This window comes from Actinomadura napierensis, from assembly GCF_039529375.1.
In the GTDB taxonomy this organism is placed as follows: Bacteria; Actinomycetota; Actinomycetes; order Streptosporangiales; family Streptosporangiaceae; genus Spirillospora; species Spirillospora napierensis.
Genome location: NZ_BAAAMR010000149.1, coordinates 3,921 through 19,906 on the forward strand (window position 1 = coordinate 3,921; position 15,986 = coordinate 19,906).

Genomic DNA, 15,986 nt, shown 5'->3' on the forward strand with positions numbered 1-15,986 from the left:
GGGGCGCCCCCCCCCCCCCCCCGTCGCGTTTCCAGGGCTAGGACGCGGCGCCGGGCTGCTCGGCGTTCGCCGCATGCTCCGCGGCCGCCGCGGCGGCGTTCAGCGTCCGGACGCGCCGGGTCTCCTGCGCCCGCCTGGCGAGGCTGTCGTCGTCCGGATACCGGATCTCCTCCAGCGACAGGCCGTGCGCCGGAGCCACGTTCACACCGGAGTCGCGGACCCGCGCCGCCAGCACCTCCGCGGGCCACTCCACGTCGCGGCGCCCGTCCCCCACCATCAGGAGCGCGCCGACCAGCGCACGGACCATCGAATGGCAGAACGCGTCCGCCTCCACCGTCGCCAGCGCCAGATGCGGGTCGCGGTCGTCGCGCGCCCACTCGTAGCGCAGCAGCTCCCGGATCGTCGTCGCGCCCTCCCGCTTGCGGCAGTACGCGGCGAAGTCGTTCTCGCCCACCAGCAGCCGCGCGGCCTCGTTCATCCGGGCCAGGTTCAGCGGGCGCGGATGCCACAGGACGTCGTGGCGGCGCAGCGGGTCCACGCCCACCGGGTTGTCGCACACCCGGTACACGTACCGGCGCGCCAGCGCCGAGAACCGGGCGTCGAACCCCTCGGGCGCCAGCGACACCCGCCACACCCGCACGTCCGGCGGAAGCAGGCCGGCGAGCCGGCGCGGCATCGTCCCGTTGATCGCCGAATACGCCGCGACCGGGACCACGAGATGCGCGACCTGCCCGCGGGCGTGCACGCCGGCGTCGGTGCGTCCGGCGACGGTCAGCATCGGCGGCGGATCCAGCCGCAGCATCCGCGCGAGCGCGTCCTCGATCACGCCCTGGACGGTGCGCTGGTTCGGCTGCCGGGCCCAGCCCGCGAAATCCGTCCCGTCGTATCCGATGTCGAGGCGGAGTCGTACCAGTGCGGTCATGTCAGGTGGACTGTCCTTCGCCACAGCTGCCCGTCCGTTCCCCCCGATGAGCCCGTGGTTTCATCGGGTCCTTCATCGACACGCTCCCCCGCCGTCCGCAGCCGCCTGACCTGACCATGCCCTCAAGTCTGGCAAAGATCAGGCCCACCGTCGCGCTCCCGACGGTGGGCCTGTTCATGTCTTGCGACCTGCGGTAGCAGAGGTTACTTTTCGTCGCCCTCGGCCTTGGCCTCGGTGGCCTCCGCGTCCGCGGCCTCGGCCGTCGCCGGGGCCTCGATCTCCTCGGCGGCGGTCTCCGCCGGCTTCTCCTCGGTCGCCGGGGCGGCCTGCGCGGTCGCCGGACCGGCCGACAGCTGCTCCTGCACCAGCTCGATCACGGCCATCGGGGCGTTGTCGCCCTTGCGCGGCCCGATCTTGGTGATGCGGGTGTAGCCGCCGGGGCGGTTCTCGAAGCGCGGCGCGATCTCGGTGAAGAGCGCGTGCACCACGCCCTTGTCGCGGATCGTCCGGGCCACCAGGCGACGGTTGTGCAGGTCGCCCTTCCTGGCCTTGGTGATCAGCTTCTCCGCGAGCGGGCGCACCCGCCGGGCCTTGGCCTCGGTGGTGGTGATGCGGCCGTGCTCGAACAGCGACGTCGCCAGGTTCGCCAGGATCAGCTTCTGGTGCGCGGCGCTGCCGCCGAGGCGGGCACCCTTCGTGGGCTGGGGCATGGTTCTTCCTTCCTGCACCGGCCGTACGAGGTACCGGTGTCAGCTGGTTCCGCGGCGGCCGGGGAACGCGCCCCCGGCCGCCGGGAATCGGGTTTCTAGTACTGCTCGGTCTCGGCGTAGCCCGCGTCGTCGTCGCCGTAGTTGTCGGCCGCCGCGCTCGGGTCGAACCCGGGCGGGGAGTCCTTCAGCGAGAGGCCCATGTCGTTGAGCTTCTGCTTGACCTCTTCGATCGACTTGGCGCCGAAATTCCTTATATCGAGCAGGTCCTGCTCGGAGCGGGCCACCAGCTCGCCCACCGAGTGGATGCCCTCGCGCTTGAGGCAGTTGTAGGAGCGGACCGTCAGGTTCAGCTCCTCGATCGGCAGGGCCAGGTCCGCGGCGAGCGCGGCGTCCGTCGGGGACGGGCCCATGTCGATGCCCTCGGCCTCGACGTTGAGCTCACGGGCCAGCCCGAACAGCTCGACGAGGGTCTTGCCGGCCGACGCGACCGCGTCGCGCGGCAGCATGCAGGCCTTGGTCTCCACGTCCAGGATGAGGCGGTCGAAGTCGGTGCGCTGCTCGACTCGGGTGGCCTCGACCTTGTAGGTGACCTTGAGCACGGGCGAGTAGATGGAGTCGATCGGGATCCGGCCGATCTCCTGCCCCGGCTGCTTGTTCTGCGCGGCGGAGACGTAGCCGCGGCCGCGCTCGACCGTCAGCTCCATCTCCAGCTTGGCCTTGTTGTTCAGCGTGGCGATGTGCAGGTCCGGGTTGTGGACCTCGACGCCCGCCGGCGGCGCGATGTCGGCCGCGGTCACCTCGCCCGGGCCCTGCTTGCGCAGGTACATCACGACGGGCTCGTCGTGCTCGGAGGAGACGACCAGCTCCTTGAGGTTCAGGATGATGTCGGTGACATCCTCCTTGACCCCGGGGACGGTCGAGAACTCGTGCAGGACGCCCTCGATCCGGATGCTGGTGACGGCCGCACCGGGGATCGAGGAGAGCAGCGTACGGCGGAGCGAGTTGCCGATCGTGTAGCCGAAGCCCGGCTCCAGCGGCTCGATGGTGAACCGCGACCGGTACTCGTCGACCTGCTCTTCGGTGAGAGTGGGACGCTGAGCGATGAGCATGTTGGTGCCTTCTTCCCGCGGTGCCCGCTATTTGACGACCGCGTTTCGGAATGTTCCCCGCCCCTCCAGGATGCCACGCCGAGCGCGGCATCCCGGAGGAACGCGGAGTACTGCTGTGAGGCGGAGCCCTACTTGGAGTAGAGCTCGACGATCAGCTGCTCCTGGACGGGAGCGTCGATCTGCTGGCGGACGGGCAGCGCGTGCACGAGGATCCGCATCTTCTCGCCGTCGATCCCCAGCCACGCCGGGACCTGCCGGTCCCCGACCTCGGCCTTGGCGACCTGGAACGGCGTCATCTCGAGCGACTTGCCCTTGACGTCGACGATGTCGGATTCGCTCACCAGGAAGGACGGGATGTTGACCTTCCTGCCGTTGACCCGGATGTGGCCGTGGCGGATGAGCTGGCGGGCCATGTCGCGGGACTTGGCGAAGCCCGCGCGGTAGACCACGTTGTCGAGCCGGCGCTCGAGCAGGCGCAGCAGGTTCTCACCCGTCTTGCCGCCCTGGCGGTTCGCCTCGACGTAGTAGTTGCTGAACTGCCGCTCCAGCACGCCGTAGATGCGCTTGGCCTTCTGCTTCTCGCGCAGCTGCAGCAGGTACTCGGTCTCCTTCGGCCGACCGCGTCCGTGCTCACCCGGCGGGTAGGGACGGATCTCGATCGGGCACTTCGGGCCCTCGCACTTGCTGCCCTTGAGGAACAGCTTCATCTTCTCGCGGCGGCAGAGCTTGCAGTCCGCACCGGTGTAACGAGCCATTGTTCTGTGATCTCCCCTACGGCTCAGACGCGCCGGCGCTTGGGCGGGCGGCAGCCGTTGTGCGGAACGGGCGTGACGTCCTGGATGGAGCCCACCTCCAGGCCGGTGGCCTGGAGCGAGCGGATCGCGGTCTCGCGACCGGAGCCGGGGCCCTTGACGAAGACGTCGACCTTGCGCATGCCGTGCTCCATCGCGCGCCGGGCGGCGGCCTCGGCGGCCTGCTGCGCGGCGAACGGGGTCGACTTGCGCGAGCCCTTGAAGCCCACGTGGCCCGAGGAGGCCCAGGAGATCACGTTGCCGTTGGGGTCGGTGATCGAGACGATCGTGTTGTTGAACGTGCTCTTGATGTGGGCGTGCCCGTGAGCGACGTTCTTCTTTTCCTTGCGGCGCACCTTCTTGGCGCCGACACGGCTCTTAGGAGGCATCTGCTCTCTCTACTCTTGAGGTCATCGATCCGGAGGACCGACTCCGGACTACTTCTTGCCGGCCTTCTTCTTGCCGGCCACGGTCTTCTTCTTGCCCTTGCGGGTGCGCGCGTTGGTCTGGGTGCGCTGGCCGTGGACGGGCAGACCGCGGCGGTGCCGGATGCCCTGGTAGCACCCGATCTCGATCTTGCGGCGGATGTCCGACTGGATCTCGCGGCGCAGGTCGCCCTCGATCTGGTAGTTCTGCTCGATCCAGTCGCGGAGCTTGACCAGCTCGTCGTCGCCGAGCTGGTGCACCCGCAGGTCACCGCTGATGCCGGTGCCCTCCAGGGTCGCCAGGGCCCGGGTCCGGCCGATGCCGAAGATGTAGGTGAGAGCGACCTCGAGGCGCTTTTCGCGCGGGAGGTCGACGCCGAGGAGGCGTGCCATCGTGGGCAGTTCCCTTCATTTCGCGGAGGTATGGGCGCATCGCGTCCGCACACACCCTGCCCGGGTGGCGGCCTCGGCCTCCGTCGTCCGAGGGTGGCCCCTTCACACAGTGGTGCCGCACAACTCGATCACCGGAGATTCCGGGCGAGCTGCACGGCGACCTGTGCGAAGGCTGCGATGCGCTTGTGTCGAGCTTTCCGGCAGGTGCCGGTCAGCCCTGGCGCTGCTTGTGGCGCGGGTCGGAGCAGATGACCATGACCCGGCCGTGCCGGCGGATGACGCGGCACTTCTGGCAGATCTTCTTGACGCTCGGCTTGACCTTCACTGGGTCTCCTAGGGATAAGGGTCACCCCCGCGCCGCCACGCACGGGGAAGGCAACCCCAGTGGGATTTACTTGTAGCGGTAGACGATCCGACCGCGCGTGAGGTCGTAGGGACTCAGCTCCACAACAACGCGGTCGTCCGGCAGGATCCGGATGTAGTGCATCCGCATCTTGCCGCTGATGTGGGCGAGCACCTTGTGCCCGTTGTCGAGCTCCACCCGGAACATGGCGTTCGGGAGGGACTCGATGACGGTGCCCTCGATCTCGATGGCCCCTTCTTTCTTGGGCATGTCCTCCGCGCTTCGCTGATCGGCTCATTGGACCCGGTCCGCCCCGCGAGGGGCACGGCCGCACCCAGGCCACGACGCGGACGCATCGAGAACAAGGGGAACAGGCGGCCGACAACGGACCGGCACAGCAGTCTACGTCACCGAACCGCCGAATGCGAAATCAACGCATGATATGGGTCCGGAGACTGCTTCCGAGTCAAGCATACCCCGCTCCCGCGTTGTACCTTTCAGAAGAGATACGTCCGAGGAGGGTCAGCATGCCGAGCTATGACTTCGCGCTGATCCTCAGCCGTCCCCTCTACGAGGACGAACTGGACCCGCTGTTCGACCGGACGCACGGCGCCGTCACCGTCTCGGTCATCAGCGAGCCGCAGCACGCCGACCGCCCGGGGAACGCCTCCTGCGCCTGGCAGGGCACCACCCTCGCCGCCGCGATCATGGAGGTCGTCGAGCACGTCGAGGCCAGTGCCGAGGGCCTGCACGTGCTCCAGGTCGAGGCCGATCCCCTGCTGACGATCCGCGACATCGCCGACCGCGTCGGGCGGTCCGCGGACTCGGTCCGGCACGCGATCACCGGCGCCCGCGGCACCACCGGCTTCCCCGCGTCGGAGATCTCCACCGCCGGCCACCGGCTGTGGCGCTGGTCGAAGGTCGCCGCCTGGTACGGCATCGACGACCCGCAGCTCGTCGAGGCCAAGCCGACCGTCCAGGCCATCAACGGCTGGCTGGCCCTGCGCGACGTCGTCCCCGACGTCGCCCCCGCCCCCGAGGACGTCACCTCGGCCCTTTCCCTGGTCATCCCGCACGTGGCCTAGGGCACGAAACCCGCGTCCGGTACGTTCCCCACTGGGCACGCGGCATACTGGCGGCGCGGAAGCAAGATCGCCGGCGCATCGTCCCGCTTCCCCGACCCCGCACCGACCCGGACCGTTGCGATCGCGAGCGAGGCCGAGTCCGGAGCCTGCGAGGACTCGACCGCGCGGCGAGTCCCCGGGGCGGGTCGGAGCGATGCGGCGATCTCCGCTTTGCCCGTTGAAGGAAGGCGCTCCAGCGCCTGACGCCGAGGGCGACGCAATGGGCACGAGGGGAGGATCAATGGCGATCATCGCGCAGCTGAGCGACATCCACCTGGCCGCCGGACCGGACGGCGAGGTGGACGACGGCTCCGGGCCGGTGCGGGCCCTGCGCGCGGCGGTGTCCAGCCTGCTGGCGCTGCCGGCGCGGCCGGACGCGCTGGTGCTGACCGGCGACCTCGCCGACGGCGGGCGGCCCGAGGAGTACGCCCGGCTGCACGCGCTGCTGTCGCCGCTGCCGATGGCGGTCTACCCGATGCCCGGCAACCACGACGACCGCGACGCGATGCGCGCCGCGTTCGGCGACCACCCGGCGGTGGTCGACACCGGGTCCGCGCCGCAGGCCCCCGTCCAGTACGCGGTGGACGTGGCGGGCGTGCGGCTGGTGTGCTGCGACACGACGGTCGACGGGCATCCGCACGGGCACATGAGCGAGGAGCGGCTCTCCTGGCTGGACGAGACGCTCGGGGCCGCGCCGGCGACGCCCACGGTGGTCGCGACGCACCATCCCCCGTTCCCGATCGGGATCAGGTTCATCGACGACATGCGGTTCGTCGACCCGGCCGGGTTCGCCAAGGTCATCGGTCGGCATCCGCAGGTGGTGCGGATCATCTCGGGGCACGTGCACCGGGGGTCGGTGGGGTCGCTGGCGGGGACGGTCAGCACGACGTGCCCGAGCACCTACCGGCAGCTGTTCCTGGACCTGACGCATCCCGGGCGGGCGGCGGTGACCGGGGAGCCCGCCGGGTTCGCGGTGCACCTGGTGACCGACGACGGCGCGGCGACGACGCATTTCGTGCCGACCGGGAACTACCGCCCGCTGATGGACGTGGAGTAGCCGGTCAGCAGCGTCCCCGCGGGCCGAAGACCGTGCGTATGAGCAGCAGTGCGCCCCACGGCCCGGCCACCCAGATCCACCACGGGTAGACGACGTTGCCGGTGACGGCGAGGGCCAGCCACACGGCGAGGTTGATCGCGCTGACGGTCGCCCACGTCGCCCAGACCGCCCGTCCGCCCAGCCGGCTCAGGTCGGTGCCGGAGTGCCGGGTCGCCGGGCTGGCGGCGCTGTTGGGGTGCGACGCCGGGATGGGGTACTGGTAAAGATCCTGCTCGGGGAGGTCGGAGGTGACCTCCTGCAGATCGCCCAGGGTCTTGGCGGCGTACGTGGACTCGAGCCGCTCGTGCATCTCGTCCATCGTGATCCGGCCCTCCGCGCAGTGCTCGCGAAGGCTCGCCGCCACCCCGTCGCGATCGGCGTCCGAGGCCCGGATGTCAGGGTTCGGAGCCATCGATGCCCTCCGCTCTCATGCCACGGCTGTGCCTACCGTCAGCCTACTTCGAGCCTGGCGAACCACTCCCGGCCCTCGTCGAGCGCCGTGAGGACGCGGGGACCGTCCGGGGTGACCGCGAACGTGTGCTCGAAGTGCGCGGAGGACCGGCCGTCGGTGGTGATCACCGTCCAGCCGTCCTCGAGCTCCAGGGTCTCCTTGGTGCCGAGGTTGACCATCGGCTCGACCGCGAAGCACATCCCGACCTCCAGCACGGGGCCGTGGCCCGGCGCGCCGTGGTTGGGGATCAGCGGGTCCATGTGCATCTCGGTGCCGATGCCGTGCCCGCCGTAGCCCTCGACGATGCCGTAGGAGCCCTGAGAGCGGATGTGGGACTCGATCGCGTGCGACATGTCCGTGAGGCGCGCCCCGGCCCTCCCGGCCGCCAGGCCGTGCCACAGGGACGCCTCGGTGACCTCCAGCAGCCGCCGCCGCTCCGCGGTGGTCTCCCCCACCGGGACGGTGATCGCGGCGTCGCCGTGCCAGCCGTCCACGATCGCGCCGCAGTCCAGCGAGATGATGTCGCCGTCCTGGAGGATCTTGTCCGGCCGCGGGATGCCGTGCACGATCTCCTCGTTGATGGACGCGCAGATCGTCCCGGTGAAGCCGTGGTAGCCGAGGAACGAGGGGACCCCGCCGTTGTCGCGGATGTGCCGCTCGGCGACCTCGTCCAGGTCCTTGGTGCTGATCCCGGGCTTGACCGCGTCCCGCAGCACCTCCAGCGTACGGCCGACCAGCAGCCCCGCCGCGCGCATCTTCTCGATCTGCTCCGGCGTCTTCACCTGGATCGCGGGCCTGCGCCGTTTGAACATCTCTCCCCCTCAAGCGAACCGCCGGGACCGCCACGGGCGGTCCCGGCGGACGGATGCCGAACCGTGCCAGGGTCGGGAACCGCCTCGCGGCCCCCGGGCTCTGTCCCCTACCTCTCCAGGGGGCGGAGCGCGGCGAGGGCGCGCTTGGTGACCTCCTCGACCGGCCCGGTCGCGTCGATGCCGACGAGGATGTTCTCGTCGGCGTAGAACTGCACCAGCGGCGACGTGTCGTCCCGGTACACCTCCAGCCGGTGCATGACGACCTCTTCCTTGTCGTCGTCGCGCTGGAACAGCCGGCCGCCGCAGTCGTCGCAGACGTCGTCCTGCTTGTCGTCGAAGTCGACGTGCCAGATCCGGCCGCACTTGTCGCAGGTGCGCCGGCCCGAGAGCCGCCGGACGACCTCGTCCTCGTCGACGACCAGTTCCAGCACGATGTCCAGACGGGTGTCCCACTCGGCGAGGATCTTCTTCAGCGTCTCGGCCTGCGGGACGTTGCGCGGGAACCCGTCGAGCAGGAACCCGTCGCGCGCGTCGTCCTCGGCCAGCCGGTCGCGCACCATCGCGATGGTGACCTCGTCGGGGACGAGGTCGCCGCGGTCCATGTACTGCTTGGCCTGCCGGCCGAGCTCGGTACCGCCGCTCACGTTGGCGCGGAAGATGTCACCTGTCGAGATCTTCGGGATGGACAGATGAGATGCGATGAACTGGGCCTGCGTCCCCTTGCCCGCTCCCGGGGGGCCCACCAGCACGATACGCACTACCGGAGGAAGCCCTCGTAGTTGCGCTGCTGTAGCTGACTCTCGATCTGCTTCACGGTATCCAGTCCGACGCCGACGACGATGAGGATGCTCGTGCCGCCGAAGGGGAAGTTCTGGGTCGCGTTCAGGAGTGCGAACGCCACCATGGGGATCAGGGCGACGAGCCCCAGGTAGAGCGCACCGGGTGTGGTGATCCGGGTCAGCACGTAGTCGAGGTACTCGGCGGTCGGCCGGCCAGGACGGATACCTGGGATGAATCCACCATACTTCTTCATGTTGTCGGCCACTTCAGTGGGGTTGAAGGTGATCGCCACATAGAAGTAGGTGAAGAAGATGATGAAGACGAAGAAGATCCCCATGTGCCAGGGGTTGTCCTGCTGCAGGTAGGGCTGCACCTTCTGCAGCCACGTCGTGTTCGGCCACAGCTGCGTCGCCAGCACCGGCAGATAGAGCAGCGATGAGGCGAAGATCACCGGGATGATGCCGGCCTGGTTCACCTTCAGCGGGATGTAGGTCGAGGTGCCGCCGTACATCCGCCGGCCCACCATCCGCTTGGCGTACTGCACCGGGATGCGGCGCTGCGCCTGCTCGACGAAGACCACGCCCGCCATGATCGCCAGACCGACGAGGATCACCAGCGCGAACACGAACCCGTTCTTGGCCTTGTAGATGCTCCAGAACTGGGACGGGAAGACCGCCACCACCTGCGTGAAGATCAGGATCGACATGCCGTTGCCGACGCCGCGGTCGGTCATCAGCTCGCCCAGCCACATGATCACCGAGGTGCCCGCCACCATGCAGATCACCATGGTGACGATCGGGAACACGCCGGTGTCGTACAGGATGTCGTCACTGCCCGACTGGCCCTGGAACAGCTGCCCCGTGCTCGCCATCGCCACGATGCCGGTCGCCTGCAGGATGCCCAGCCCGATCGTCAGGTACCGGGTGTACTGGGTGATCTTCGTCGTGCCGGCCTGGCCCTCCTTCTTGAGGGCCTCCAGCCGCGGGATCACCACGGTCAGCAGCTGCAGGATGATGCTCGCCGTGATGTACGGCATGATCCCCAGCGCGAACACCGACAGCTTCAGCAGCGCGCCGCCGCTGAACAGGTCGACGAGGCCGTAGAGCTGGTTGCTCTTCTTCGCCGCGTCGGCGGTCGACTTCAGCACGCTCACGTTCACGTTCGGCGTCGGAAGGGTCGCCCCGATCCGGAACACCAGGATCATGAACAACGTGAACAACAGCTTCTTACGCAGGTCGGGCGTACGGAAAGCCCGAGTGAACGCGGTCAGCACCATTCCTCCTGCGCGACTGGCGAGATCATGGCCGCCGAGGGGCCGGTTACAGGTCCATGAGGTCCGGCGGAATCGAAGATCGTGGGCAATCTCACGCGCGTCGCTCCCGCCGGTGTGACTCTAACAGCAGATGAGACCGGGGCCGCCCCGCCCGCCCCGCGGGCCCTACGGCCCGCGGTGCAAGGCGAAGACGGCCCCGGCATCGAAGGTGTCGCCTTACAGCTCGTCGGCGGTCCCGCCGGCGGCGGCGATCTTCTCCTTGGCGCTGCCGGAGAAGGCGTGCGCCTTCACCCGGACCGCCACGGAGATCTCGCCGGTGCCGAGGACCTTCACCGGACGGCCGCGGCGCACCGCGCCCTTGGCCGCCAGGTCCTCGGCCGTGACCTCGCCGCCCTCGGGGTAGAGCGCGGCGAGCTTGTCCAGGTTCACGACCTGGAACTCGACACGGTTGGGGTTCTTGAAGCCCTTCAGCTTCGGCACCCGGCGGATGAGCGGCATCTGGCCGCCCTCGAACCCCACCGGAACCGTGCCGCGGGCCTTCGTGCCCTTCGTGCCGCGGCCCGCGGTCTTGCCCTTGGACGCCTCGCCGCGACCCTTGCGGATCTTGGCCCGGTTGGCGCCGGGGGCCGGACGCAGGTCGTGGATCTTCAGCGGGGCGCCGTCCGAACCCGTGGCGCCCTTCTCCAGATCGGCGGCCATGTCAGTCGACCTCCTCGACGGTGACCAGGTGGGCCACCGTCCGGATCATGCCGAGCACCTCGGGGCGGTCCTCGCGGACCACGCTCTGCCCGATCTTCTTCAGGCCGAGGGTGCGCAGCGTGTCACGCTGGTTCTGCTTCTCGCTGATCACGGACTTGGTCTGCGTGATCTTCAGGTTGCTCATGAGGTCGCGGCCTCCGCCCTCGGCTCGCTGCCCGCCGCGCGGGCGCGCAGCATGGCCGCCGGGGCGACGTCCTCGATCGGCAGGCCGCGCTTGGCCGCGATCTCCTCCGGACGCTTCAGCGACTTCAGCCCCGCGATCGTGGCGTGCACGATGTTGATCGCGTTGTCACTGCCCAGCGACTTGCTCAGCACGTCGTGGATGCCCGCGCACTCCAGCACCGCGCGCACCGGGCCACCGGCGATCACGCCGGTACCGGGGGCGGCCGGGCGCAGCAGGACCTCGCCCGCCGCGTCCCGCGCCTGCACCAGGTGCGGGATGGTGCCCTGGATCCGCGGCACCTTGAAGAAGTGCTTCTTGGCCTCCTCGACGCCCTTGGCGATCGCCGCGGGCACCTCCTTGGCCTTGCCGTAGCCGACGCCGACGGTGCCGTTGCCGTCACCGACGATCACCAGGGCGGTGAAGCTGAACCGGCGACCGCCCTTGACGACCTTGGCGACACGGTTGATCGCCACGACCTTCTCGATGTACGACTGGCCCTTGTCGGCGCCACCGCGGCGGTCGTCGCGGCGGCCGTCGCGACGGTCGCCACCCTGACCGCCACCACGCCTCTGCGCTGCCATCAGTGGTTCCTCTCGTTTGCCTCGTTGAGGGCCATCAAAGCTCCAGGCCCCCCTCGCGCGCACCCTCCGCGACGGCGGCGATGCGGCCGTGGTACTTGTTGCCGCCGCGGTCGAACACGACCGCGGAGACGCCGGCCTCCTGGGCCCGCCGGGCGACGAGCTCGCCGACCCTGCGGGACTTGGCCGTCTTGTCGCCGGAGTCGGCGCGCAGGTCCGCCTCCATCGTCGAGGCGTAGGCCAGCGTGTGGCCCTTGCTGTCGTCGATGACCTGGACGAACACGTGCCTGGTGGAGCGGGTCACGACCAGGCGAGGCCGCGCGGCGCTGCCCACGACCTTCTTCCGGACCCGCAGGTGCCGGCGCTTGCGGGACTTGGCCCGCGCCGACGTGGCCTTGGCGGCCAGGGTCTTGGTGCCTGCCATGATCTACTTACCAGCCTTTCCGACCTTGCGGCGGATCTGCTCGCCCTCGTACCGCACGCCCTTGCCCTTGTACGGGTCGGGCTTGCGCAGCTTGCGGATGTTGGCGGCGATCTCGCCGACCTTCTGCTTGTCGATGCCCTCGACCGTCAGCTGGGTCGGCCGCTCCACCGTGAAGGTGATGCCCTCCGGGGGCTCGACCGTGATCGGGTGGCTGTACCCGAGCGAGAACTCGAGGTTCTTGCCCTTGGCCACCACACGGTAGCCGACGCCCTGGATGACCAGGGTCTTCTTGTAGCCCTCGGTGACACCGACGACCATGTTGTTGATCAACGAGCGGGTGAGCCCGTGCAGGGCGCGCACCGTGTTGATGTCGTTCGGCCGGGTCACGGTGACCTGGCCGTCCTCCATCGACACCTCGATCGGCTCGGCGACCGTGTGCGACAGCGTGCCCTTCGGCCCCTTGACGGTGACCTCGCGGCCGTCGAGGCTGATCTCGACCCCACCGGGCACGGTGATGGGGAGACGTCCGATTCGCGACATTGTTAGAGCCCTCCCCTCACCAGACGTAGGCGAGGACTTCGCCGCCCACGCCGCGCTTGCCCGCCTGCCGGTCCGTCATCAGGCCGGAGGACGTCGAAATGATCGCCACGCCCAGCCCGCCCAGAACCCGCGGCAGGTTGTCCTTCTTCGCGTACACGCGCAGACCCGGCTTCGAGACGCGCTTGATGCCGGCGATCGAACGCTCACGGGTCGGGCCGAACTTCAGCTCGATGGTGAGCTTCTTGCCGACCTCGGCGTCCTCCACGGTCCAGCCCGAGATGTAGCCCTCCTGCTGGAGGATCTCGGCGATGTGCGCCTTGATCTTCGAGTACGGCATCGCCACCGAGTCGTGGTACGCCGAATTCGCGTTCCGCAGACGCGTCAGCATGTCTGCGATCGGGTCGGTCATCGTCATGGCCTACTGGCCCTCCCTCGCCACGGTTTCCTCGGGGTGATGTCGTCCCGTGGACCTTTGGCGCGGTCGTGGGCACCCTCGCGGATGCCCGGTGGTTGATACACGCCGGCGGGCTCCCCCCGTCGCCGGGGGGAGGCTCCTACCAGCTGGACTTGGTGATGCCAGGCAGCTCGCCGCGGTGGGCCATCTCCCGGAAGCACACACGGCACAGGCCGAACTTCCGGTAGACCGAACGCGGGCGCCCGCAGCGCGAGCAACGAGTGTACGCGCGCACGCCGAACTTCGGCTTCCGCGCCGCCTTGGCGATCAGCGACTTCTTCGCCATGTGTCTGCTCAGCTCTCCTTGAAGGGGAAGCCCAGGAGCTTGAGCAGCGCCCGGCCCTCGTCATCGGTCTTCGCGGACGTCACGACCGTGATGTCCATGCCCCGCGTCCGGTCGATCTTGTCCGGGTCGACCTCGTGGAACATGACCTGCTCGGTCAGCCCGAAGGTGTAGTTGCCGTTGCCGTCGAACTGCTTCGGCGACAGGCCGCGGAAGTCGCGGATACGGGGCAGCGCGGTGGCCAGCAGCCGGTCCAGGAACTCCCACATCCGGTCGCCGCGCAGCGTGGCGTGCGCGCCGATCGGCATGCCCTCGCGCAGCTTGAACTGCGCGATGGACTTGCGGGCCCGGTTCACGGCCGGCTTCTGGCCGGTGATCAGTGAGAGGTCGCGGATCGCGCCCTCGATCAGCTTGGCGTCCTTGGCCGCGTCGCCGACGCCCATGTTGACCACGATCTTGGTCAGCCCGGGGATCTGCATGACGTTGGCGTAGCCGAACTGCTCCTGCATCTGCTTCGCGATCTCCTCGCGGTAGCGGAGCTTGAGCCTCGGCTGCGGGACGGGACGCTCGGTGACGGTCTCGGTCATCGGTCTCAGATCTCCTTACCGCTACGGCGCGAGATCCGAACCTTCGTGCCGTCCTCGTTGATGCGGTAGCCGACCCGGACCGGCTTGCCGTCCTCGGCGAGCGCGACGTTGCTGACGTGCAGCGGCGCCTCGACCGTCACCCGGCCGCTCTCCTTGCCGGCACGCTGCTGGTCGGCCTTGATGTTCTTGGTCATGAGGTTGACGCCCTCGACGACCACGCGGTCCTCGCGCGGGAGGACGCGCAGGACCTTGCCCGTGGCGCCCTTGTCCTTGCCGGCGATGACGACGACCTCGTCGCCCTTGCGGATCTTCATCACAGCACCTCCGGCGCGAGCGAGATGATGCGCATGAACTTCTTCTCGCGCAGTTCGCGGCCCACCGGGCCGAAGATGCGGGTGCCACGGGGGTCCCCGCCGTCCTTGATCAGGACCGCGGCGTTCTCGTCGAAGCGGATGTAGGAGCCGTCCGGGCGCCGGCGCTCCTTGCGGGTGCGCACGACGACCGCCTTGACGACGTCACCCTTCTTCACGCCCGCGCCGGGAAGGGCGTCCTTCACCGTCGCGACGATGATGTCGCCGACTCCCGCGTAGCGCCGACCCGAGCCGCCGAGAACGCGGATGCAAAGGATCTCCTTCGCACCCGTGTTGTCGGCGACCTTGAGTCGCGACTCCTGCTGGATCACGTCAACTCCTGTTCGTCACACCGGTTCTCTCTCGGACGTCGTCCGAGGAGCCTGGTGGAACCATCGGTGTTCAATTGCGGGACTGCGTCCCGCAGGGGCCTTGCGGCTCCTACTTGGCCTTCTCGAGGATCTCCACCACGCGCCACCGCTTGCTCGCCGACAGCGGGCGGGTCTCCATGAGACGGACGCGGTCGCCGACGCCACACTCGTTGGCCTCGTCGTGCGCCTTGTAGTTCTTCGTGCGGCGGATCACCTTGTGGTACTTGGCGTGCTTCACGCGGTCCTCGACGGACACGACCACGGTCTTGTCCATCTTGTCGCTGACCACGAGGCCCTCCAGGACCTTGCGGCTGCTCCGCGCCTTGGTCTGCTCGGTCATTCGGTGCCCTCCACGGCGTCCTCGGCGACCGTGACGATGCCGAGCTCGCGCTCCCGCATCACGGTGTAGATGCGGGCGATCTCGCGCTTGACGGTGCGCAGCCGCCCGTGGCTCTCAAGCTGGCCGGTCGCGGCCTGGAAGCGGAGGTTGAACAGCTCCTCCTTCGCCTCCTTCAGCTTGGTGACCAGAACGTCCTCGGGCTCGGTCCGCAGGTCGTCGGCGGTAAGACCCTTGGCCATCAGGACTCACCCACCTCTCGCTTAACGATCTTGCAGGTCAGTGAGCGCAGCATCGGAAGCTTGTGAGGCTCGAACATCAGCTCTCGCCCACCTCTCGCTTAACGATCTTGCACTTCATCGGAAGCTTGTGGATCGCGCGGGTCAGCGCCTCGCGGGCGATCTGCTCGCTCGGGTAGGAGATCTCGAAGAGCACGCGGCCCGGCTTGACGTTCGCGATCCACCACTCCACGGAGCCCTTGCCGGAGCCCATCCGGGTCTCCGCCGGCTTCTTGGTCAGCGGACGGTCCGGGAAGATGTTGATCCAGACCTTGCCGCCACGCTTGATGTGGCGGGTCATCGCGATACGCGCGGCCTCGATCTGCCGGTTCGTCACGTAGGCGGCCTCGACCGCCTGGATGCCGTACTCGCCGAACGTCACCTTGGTGCCGCCCTTGGCCATGCCGCGGCGCTTCGGGTGGTGCTGCTTGCGGTGCTTGACCTTGCGAGGGATCAGCATGGGTTACTCAGCTCCCCTCACCCTGCGGAGCAGCGTCGGCCGTCTGCGCCGGCTGCTCGGAACTCTGCTGCTGCTTGGGCGCCTCGGCGCCGCCGCGGGCCTCGCCGCCACGGGCACCGCCGCGCTCGCCACCGCGACCGCCGCGACCGCCGCGGCCACCGCCGCGACGCTCG

27 protein-coding genes are annotated in these 15,986 nt (G+C 69.0%); 2 read left to right on the forward strand and 25 right to left on the reverse strand.

Annotated features, from left to right (window positions below):
- Positions 1-37: 37 nt before the first annotated feature.
- From truA to infA, 8 genes are all read right to left on the reverse strand, one after another.
- Positions 38-922 (reverse strand): tRNA pseudouridine(38-40) synthase TruA, encoded by an 885-nt coding sequence (gene truA / locus ABD296_RS44465; RefSeq protein WP_344282795.1) that lies wholly within the window; start codon positions 920-922, stop codon positions 38-40.
- A gap of 203 nt (positions 923-1,125) precedes the next feature.
- Positions 1,126-1,632, reverse strand: coding sequence for a 50S ribosomal protein L17 (gene rplQ, locus ABD296_RS44470; RefSeq protein WP_344282798.1), 507 nt, complete (start codon positions 1,630-1,632; stop codon positions 1,126-1,128).
- Between the two features lie 95 nt (positions 1,633-1,727).
- Positions 1,728-2,741 (reverse strand): DNA-directed RNA polymerase subunit alpha, encoded by a 1,014-nt coding sequence (locus ABD296_RS44475; protein ID WP_285920911.1) that lies wholly within the window; start codon positions 2,739-2,741, stop codon positions 1,728-1,730.
- A 128-nt stretch (positions 2,742-2,869) separates the two neighbouring features.
- Positions 2,870-3,496, reverse strand: a complete 627-nt coding sequence (rpsD, locus tag ABD296_RS44480) for a 30S ribosomal protein S4 (protein ID WP_344282803.1) — start codon at positions 3,494-3,496, stop codon at positions 2,870-2,872.
- A gap of 23 nt (positions 3,497-3,519) precedes the next feature.
- Positions 3,520-3,921, reverse strand: a complete 402-nt coding sequence (gene rpsK, locus ABD296_RS44485) for a 30S ribosomal protein S11 (RefSeq protein ID WP_021596710.1) — start codon at positions 3,919-3,921, stop codon at positions 3,520-3,522.
- Positions 3,922-3,969: 48 nt separating this feature from the next.
- Complete coding sequence (gene rpsM / locus ABD296_RS44490; RefSeq protein WP_344282807.1) at positions 3,970-4,350, reverse strand: 30S ribosomal protein S13; 381 nt, start codon at positions 4,348-4,350, stop codon at positions 3,970-3,972.
- Positions 4,351-4,561: 211 nt separating this feature from the next.
- Positions 4,562-4,675 (reverse strand): 50S ribosomal protein L36, encoded by a 114-nt coding sequence (rpmJ, locus tag ABD296_RS44495; RefSeq protein ID WP_018657566.1) that lies wholly within the window; start codon positions 4,673-4,675, stop codon positions 4,562-4,564.
- A gap of 66 nt (positions 4,676-4,741) precedes the next feature.
- On the reverse strand, positions 4,742-4,963 hold the full coding sequence (infA, locus tag ABD296_RS44500) for a translation initiation factor IF-1 (protein WP_018657567.1): 222 nt from the start codon (positions 4,961-4,963) through the stop codon (positions 4,742-4,744).
- A gap of 257 nt (positions 4,964-5,220) precedes the next feature.
- Here infA and ABD296_RS44505 point away from each other — a divergent pair, with 257 nt between their 5' ends.
- Positions 5,221-5,778: a hypothetical protein gene (locus ABD296_RS44505; protein WP_344282811.1), complete on the forward strand. Its 558-nt coding sequence runs from the start codon at positions 5,221-5,223 to the stop codon at positions 5,776-5,778.
- Positions 5,779-6,058: 280 nt separating this feature from the next.
- The gene (locus ABD296_RS44510) at positions 6,059-6,874 is read left to right on the forward strand and encodes a phosphodiesterase (protein ID WP_344282814.1); all 816 of its coding nucleotides are present in this window, start codon (positions 6,059-6,061) and stop codon (positions 6,872-6,874) included.
- Between the two features lie 4 nt (positions 6,875-6,878).
- Here ABD296_RS44510 and ABD296_RS44515 read toward each other — a convergent pair whose 3' ends face one another.
- The 17 genes from ABD296_RS44515 to rplP all read right to left on the reverse strand — a co-directional run bounded on the left by ABD296_RS44515 (position 6,879) and on the right by rplP (position 15,813).
- A complete protein-coding gene (locus ABD296_RS44515; RefSeq protein ID WP_344282817.1) occupies positions 6,879-7,325 on the reverse strand; it encodes a DUF1707 SHOCT-like domain-containing protein in 447 nt (148 codons plus the stop codon).
- Between the two features lie 38 nt (positions 7,326-7,363).
- Positions 7,364-8,176 (reverse strand): type I methionyl aminopeptidase, encoded by an 813-nt coding sequence (gene map, locus ABD296_RS44520; protein WP_344282820.1) that lies wholly within the window; start codon positions 8,174-8,176, stop codon positions 7,364-7,366.
- 107 nt (positions 8,177-8,283) lie between these two features.
- Entirely contained in the window at positions 8,284-8,934 is a 651-nt protein-coding gene (locus ABD296_RS44525) for an adenylate kinase (RefSeq protein ID WP_344282823.1), read from the reverse strand.
- On the reverse strand, positions 8,934-10,229 hold the full coding sequence (gene secY / locus ABD296_RS44530) for a preprotein translocase subunit SecY (protein WP_344282853.1): 1,296 nt from the start codon (positions 10,227-10,229) through the stop codon (positions 8,934-8,936). Before secY ends, ABD296_RS44525 begins: the two co-directional genes overlap by 1 nt.
- Before the next feature lie 216 nt (positions 10,230-10,445).
- On the reverse strand, positions 10,446-10,928 hold the full coding sequence (gene rplO / locus ABD296_RS44535) for a 50S ribosomal protein L15 (protein WP_344282826.1): 483 nt from the start codon (positions 10,926-10,928) through the stop codon (positions 10,446-10,448).
- Position 10,929: 1 nt separating this feature from the next.
- Entirely contained in the window at positions 10,930-11,112 is a 183-nt protein-coding gene (gene rpmD / locus ABD296_RS44540) for a 50S ribosomal protein L30 (RefSeq protein ID WP_021596720.1), read from the reverse strand.
- Positions 11,109-11,735 carry a 30S ribosomal protein S5 gene (rpsE, locus tag ABD296_RS44545; RefSeq protein WP_151545537.1) on the reverse strand — a complete coding sequence of 209 codons (627 nt, stop codon included), beginning with the start codon at positions 11,733-11,735 and terminating at the stop codon, positions 11,109-11,111. The genes rpmD and rpsE overlap by 4 nt, the downstream gene beginning before the upstream one ends.
- A 31-nt stretch (positions 11,736-11,766) precedes the next feature.
- Complete coding sequence (gene rplR / locus ABD296_RS44550) at positions 11,767-12,153, reverse strand: 50S ribosomal protein L18 (RefSeq protein WP_344282830.1); 387 nt, start codon at positions 12,151-12,153, stop codon at positions 11,767-11,769.
- Between the two features lie 3 nt (positions 12,154-12,156).
- Positions 12,157-12,693: a 50S ribosomal protein L6 gene (rplF, locus tag ABD296_RS44555; RefSeq protein ID WP_344282833.1), complete on the reverse strand. Its 537-nt coding sequence runs from the start codon at positions 12,691-12,693 to the stop codon at positions 12,157-12,159.
- Between the two features lie 16 nt (positions 12,694-12,709).
- Positions 12,710-13,108, reverse strand: coding sequence for a 30S ribosomal protein S8 (gene rpsH, locus ABD296_RS44560; protein ID WP_285920933.1), 399 nt, complete (start codon positions 13,106-13,108; stop codon positions 12,710-12,712).
- Positions 13,109-13,247: 139 nt separating this feature from the next.
- Positions 13,248-13,433 (reverse strand): type Z 30S ribosomal protein S14, encoded by a 186-nt coding sequence (locus tag ABD296_RS44565; protein ID WP_018657585.1) that lies wholly within the window; start codon positions 13,431-13,433, stop codon positions 13,248-13,250.
- Positions 13,434-13,441: 8 nt separating this feature from the next.
- On the reverse strand, positions 13,442-14,017 hold the full coding sequence (gene rplE / locus ABD296_RS44570; protein ID WP_344282839.1) for a 50S ribosomal protein L5: 576 nt from the start codon (positions 14,015-14,017) through the stop codon (positions 13,442-13,444).
- 5 nt (positions 14,018-14,022) lie between these two features.
- Positions 14,023-14,331 (reverse strand): 50S ribosomal protein L24, encoded by a 309-nt coding sequence (gene rplX, locus ABD296_RS44575; protein WP_344282842.1) that lies wholly within the window; start codon positions 14,329-14,331, stop codon positions 14,023-14,025.
- Positions 14,331-14,699, reverse strand: a complete 369-nt coding sequence (gene rplN, locus ABD296_RS44580) for a 50S ribosomal protein L14 (RefSeq protein WP_021596728.1) — start codon at positions 14,697-14,699, stop codon at positions 14,331-14,333. Before rplN ends, rplX begins: the two co-directional genes overlap by 1 nt.
- 109 nt (positions 14,700-14,808) lie before the next feature.
- Positions 14,809-15,078 carry a 30S ribosomal protein S17 gene (gene rpsQ / locus ABD296_RS44585; protein ID WP_285920925.1) on the reverse strand — a complete coding sequence of 90 codons (270 nt, stop codon included), beginning with the start codon at positions 15,076-15,078 and terminating at the stop codon, positions 14,809-14,811.
- Positions 15,075-15,317, reverse strand: a complete 243-nt coding sequence (gene rpmC / locus ABD296_RS44590; RefSeq protein WP_151545534.1) for a 50S ribosomal protein L29 — start codon at positions 15,315-15,317, stop codon at positions 15,075-15,077. The genes rpsQ and rpmC overlap by 4 nt, the downstream gene beginning before the upstream one ends.
- A 76-nt stretch (positions 15,318-15,393) precedes the next feature.
- Positions 15,394-15,813 (reverse strand): 50S ribosomal protein L16, encoded by a 420-nt coding sequence (gene rplP, locus ABD296_RS44595; RefSeq protein ID WP_344282850.1) that lies wholly within the window; start codon positions 15,811-15,813, stop codon positions 15,394-15,396.
- Positions 15,814-15,986: the final 173 nt, after the last annotated feature.

Bases quoted from the DNA above. Each gene is read 5' to 3' on its own strand.
- rplP (WP_344282850.1), bottom strand. From the start codon at position 15,813: ATGCTGATCCCTCGCAAGGTCAAGCACCGCAAGCAGCACCACCCGAAG.
- rpmC (WP_151545534.1), bottom strand. From the start codon at position 15,317: ATGGCCAAGGGTCTTACCGCCGACGACCTGCGGACCGAGCCCGAGGAC.
- rplF (WP_344282833.1), bottom strand. From the start codon at position 12,693: ATGTCGCGAATCGGACGTCTCCCCATCACCGTGCCCGGTGGGGTCGAG.
- map (WP_344282820.1), bottom strand. From the start codon at position 8,176: ATGTTCAAACGGCGCAGGCCCGCGATCCAGGTGAAGACGCCGGAGCAG.
- rplO (WP_344282826.1), bottom strand. From the start codon at position 10,928: ATGGCCGCCGATCTGGAGAAGGGCGCCACGGGTTCGGACGGCGCCCCG.
- truA (WP_344282795.1), bottom strand. From the start codon at position 922: ATGACCGCACTGGTACGACTCCGCCTCGACATCGGATACGACGGGACG.
- ABD296_RS44475 (WP_285920911.1), bottom strand. From the start codon at position 2,741: ATGCTCATCGCTCAGCGTCCCACTCTCACCGAAGAGCAGGTCGACGAG.
- rpsK (WP_021596710.1), bottom strand. From the start codon at position 3,921: ATGCCTCCTAAGAGCCGTGTCGGCGCCAAGAAGGTGCGCCGCAAGGAA.
- rpsQ (WP_285920925.1), bottom strand. From the start codon at position 15,078: ATGACCGAGCAGACCAAGGCGCGGAGCAGCCGCAAGGTCCTGGAGGGC.
- rplR (WP_344282830.1), bottom strand. From the start codon at position 12,153: ATGGCAGGCACCAAGACCCTGGCCGCCAAGGCCACGTCGGCGCGGGCC.
- rpsD (WP_344282803.1), bottom strand. From the start codon at position 3,496: ATGGCTCGTTACACCGGTGCGGACTGCAAGCTCTGCCGCCGCGAGAAG.
- ABD296_RS44565 (WP_018657585.1), bottom strand. From the start codon at position 13,433: ATGGCGAAGAAGTCGCTGATCGCCAAGGCGGCGCGGAAGCCGAAGTTC.
- rpmD (WP_021596720.1), bottom strand. From the start codon at position 11,112: ATGAGCAACCTGAAGATCACGCAGACCAAGTCCGTGATCAGCGAGAAG.
- rpsH (WP_285920933.1), bottom strand. From the start codon at position 13,108: ATGACGATGACCGACCCGATCGCAGACATGCTGACGCGTCTGCGGAAC.
- rplE (WP_344282839.1), bottom strand. From the start codon at position 14,017: ATGACCGAGACCGTCACCGAGCGTCCCGTCCCGCAGCCGAGGCTCAAG.
- rpsM (WP_344282807.1), bottom strand. From the start codon at position 4,350: ATGGCACGCCTCCTCGGCGTCGACCTCCCGCGCGAAAAGCGCCTCGAG.
- ABD296_RS44515 (WP_344282817.1), bottom strand. From the start codon at position 7,325: ATGGCTCCGAACCCTGACATCCGGGCCTCGGACGCCGATCGCGACGGG.
- ABD296_RS44510 (WP_344282814.1), top strand. From the start codon at position 6,059: ATGGCGATCATCGCGCAGCTGAGCGACATCCACCTGGCCGCCGGACCG.
- ABD296_RS44505 (WP_344282811.1), top strand. From the start codon at position 5,221: ATGCCGAGCTATGACTTCGCGCTGATCCTCAGCCGTCCCCTCTACGAG.
- rplQ (WP_344282798.1), bottom strand. From the start codon at position 1,632: ATGCCCCAGCCCACGAAGGGTGCCCGCCTCGGCGGCAGCGCCGCGCAC.
- infA (WP_018657567.1), bottom strand. From the start codon at position 4,963: ATGCCCAAGAAAGAAGGGGCCATCGAGATCGAGGGCACCGTCATCGAG.
- rplX (WP_344282842.1), bottom strand. From the start codon at position 14,331: ATGAAGATCCGCAAGGGCGACGAGGTCGTCGTCATCGCCGGCAAGGAC.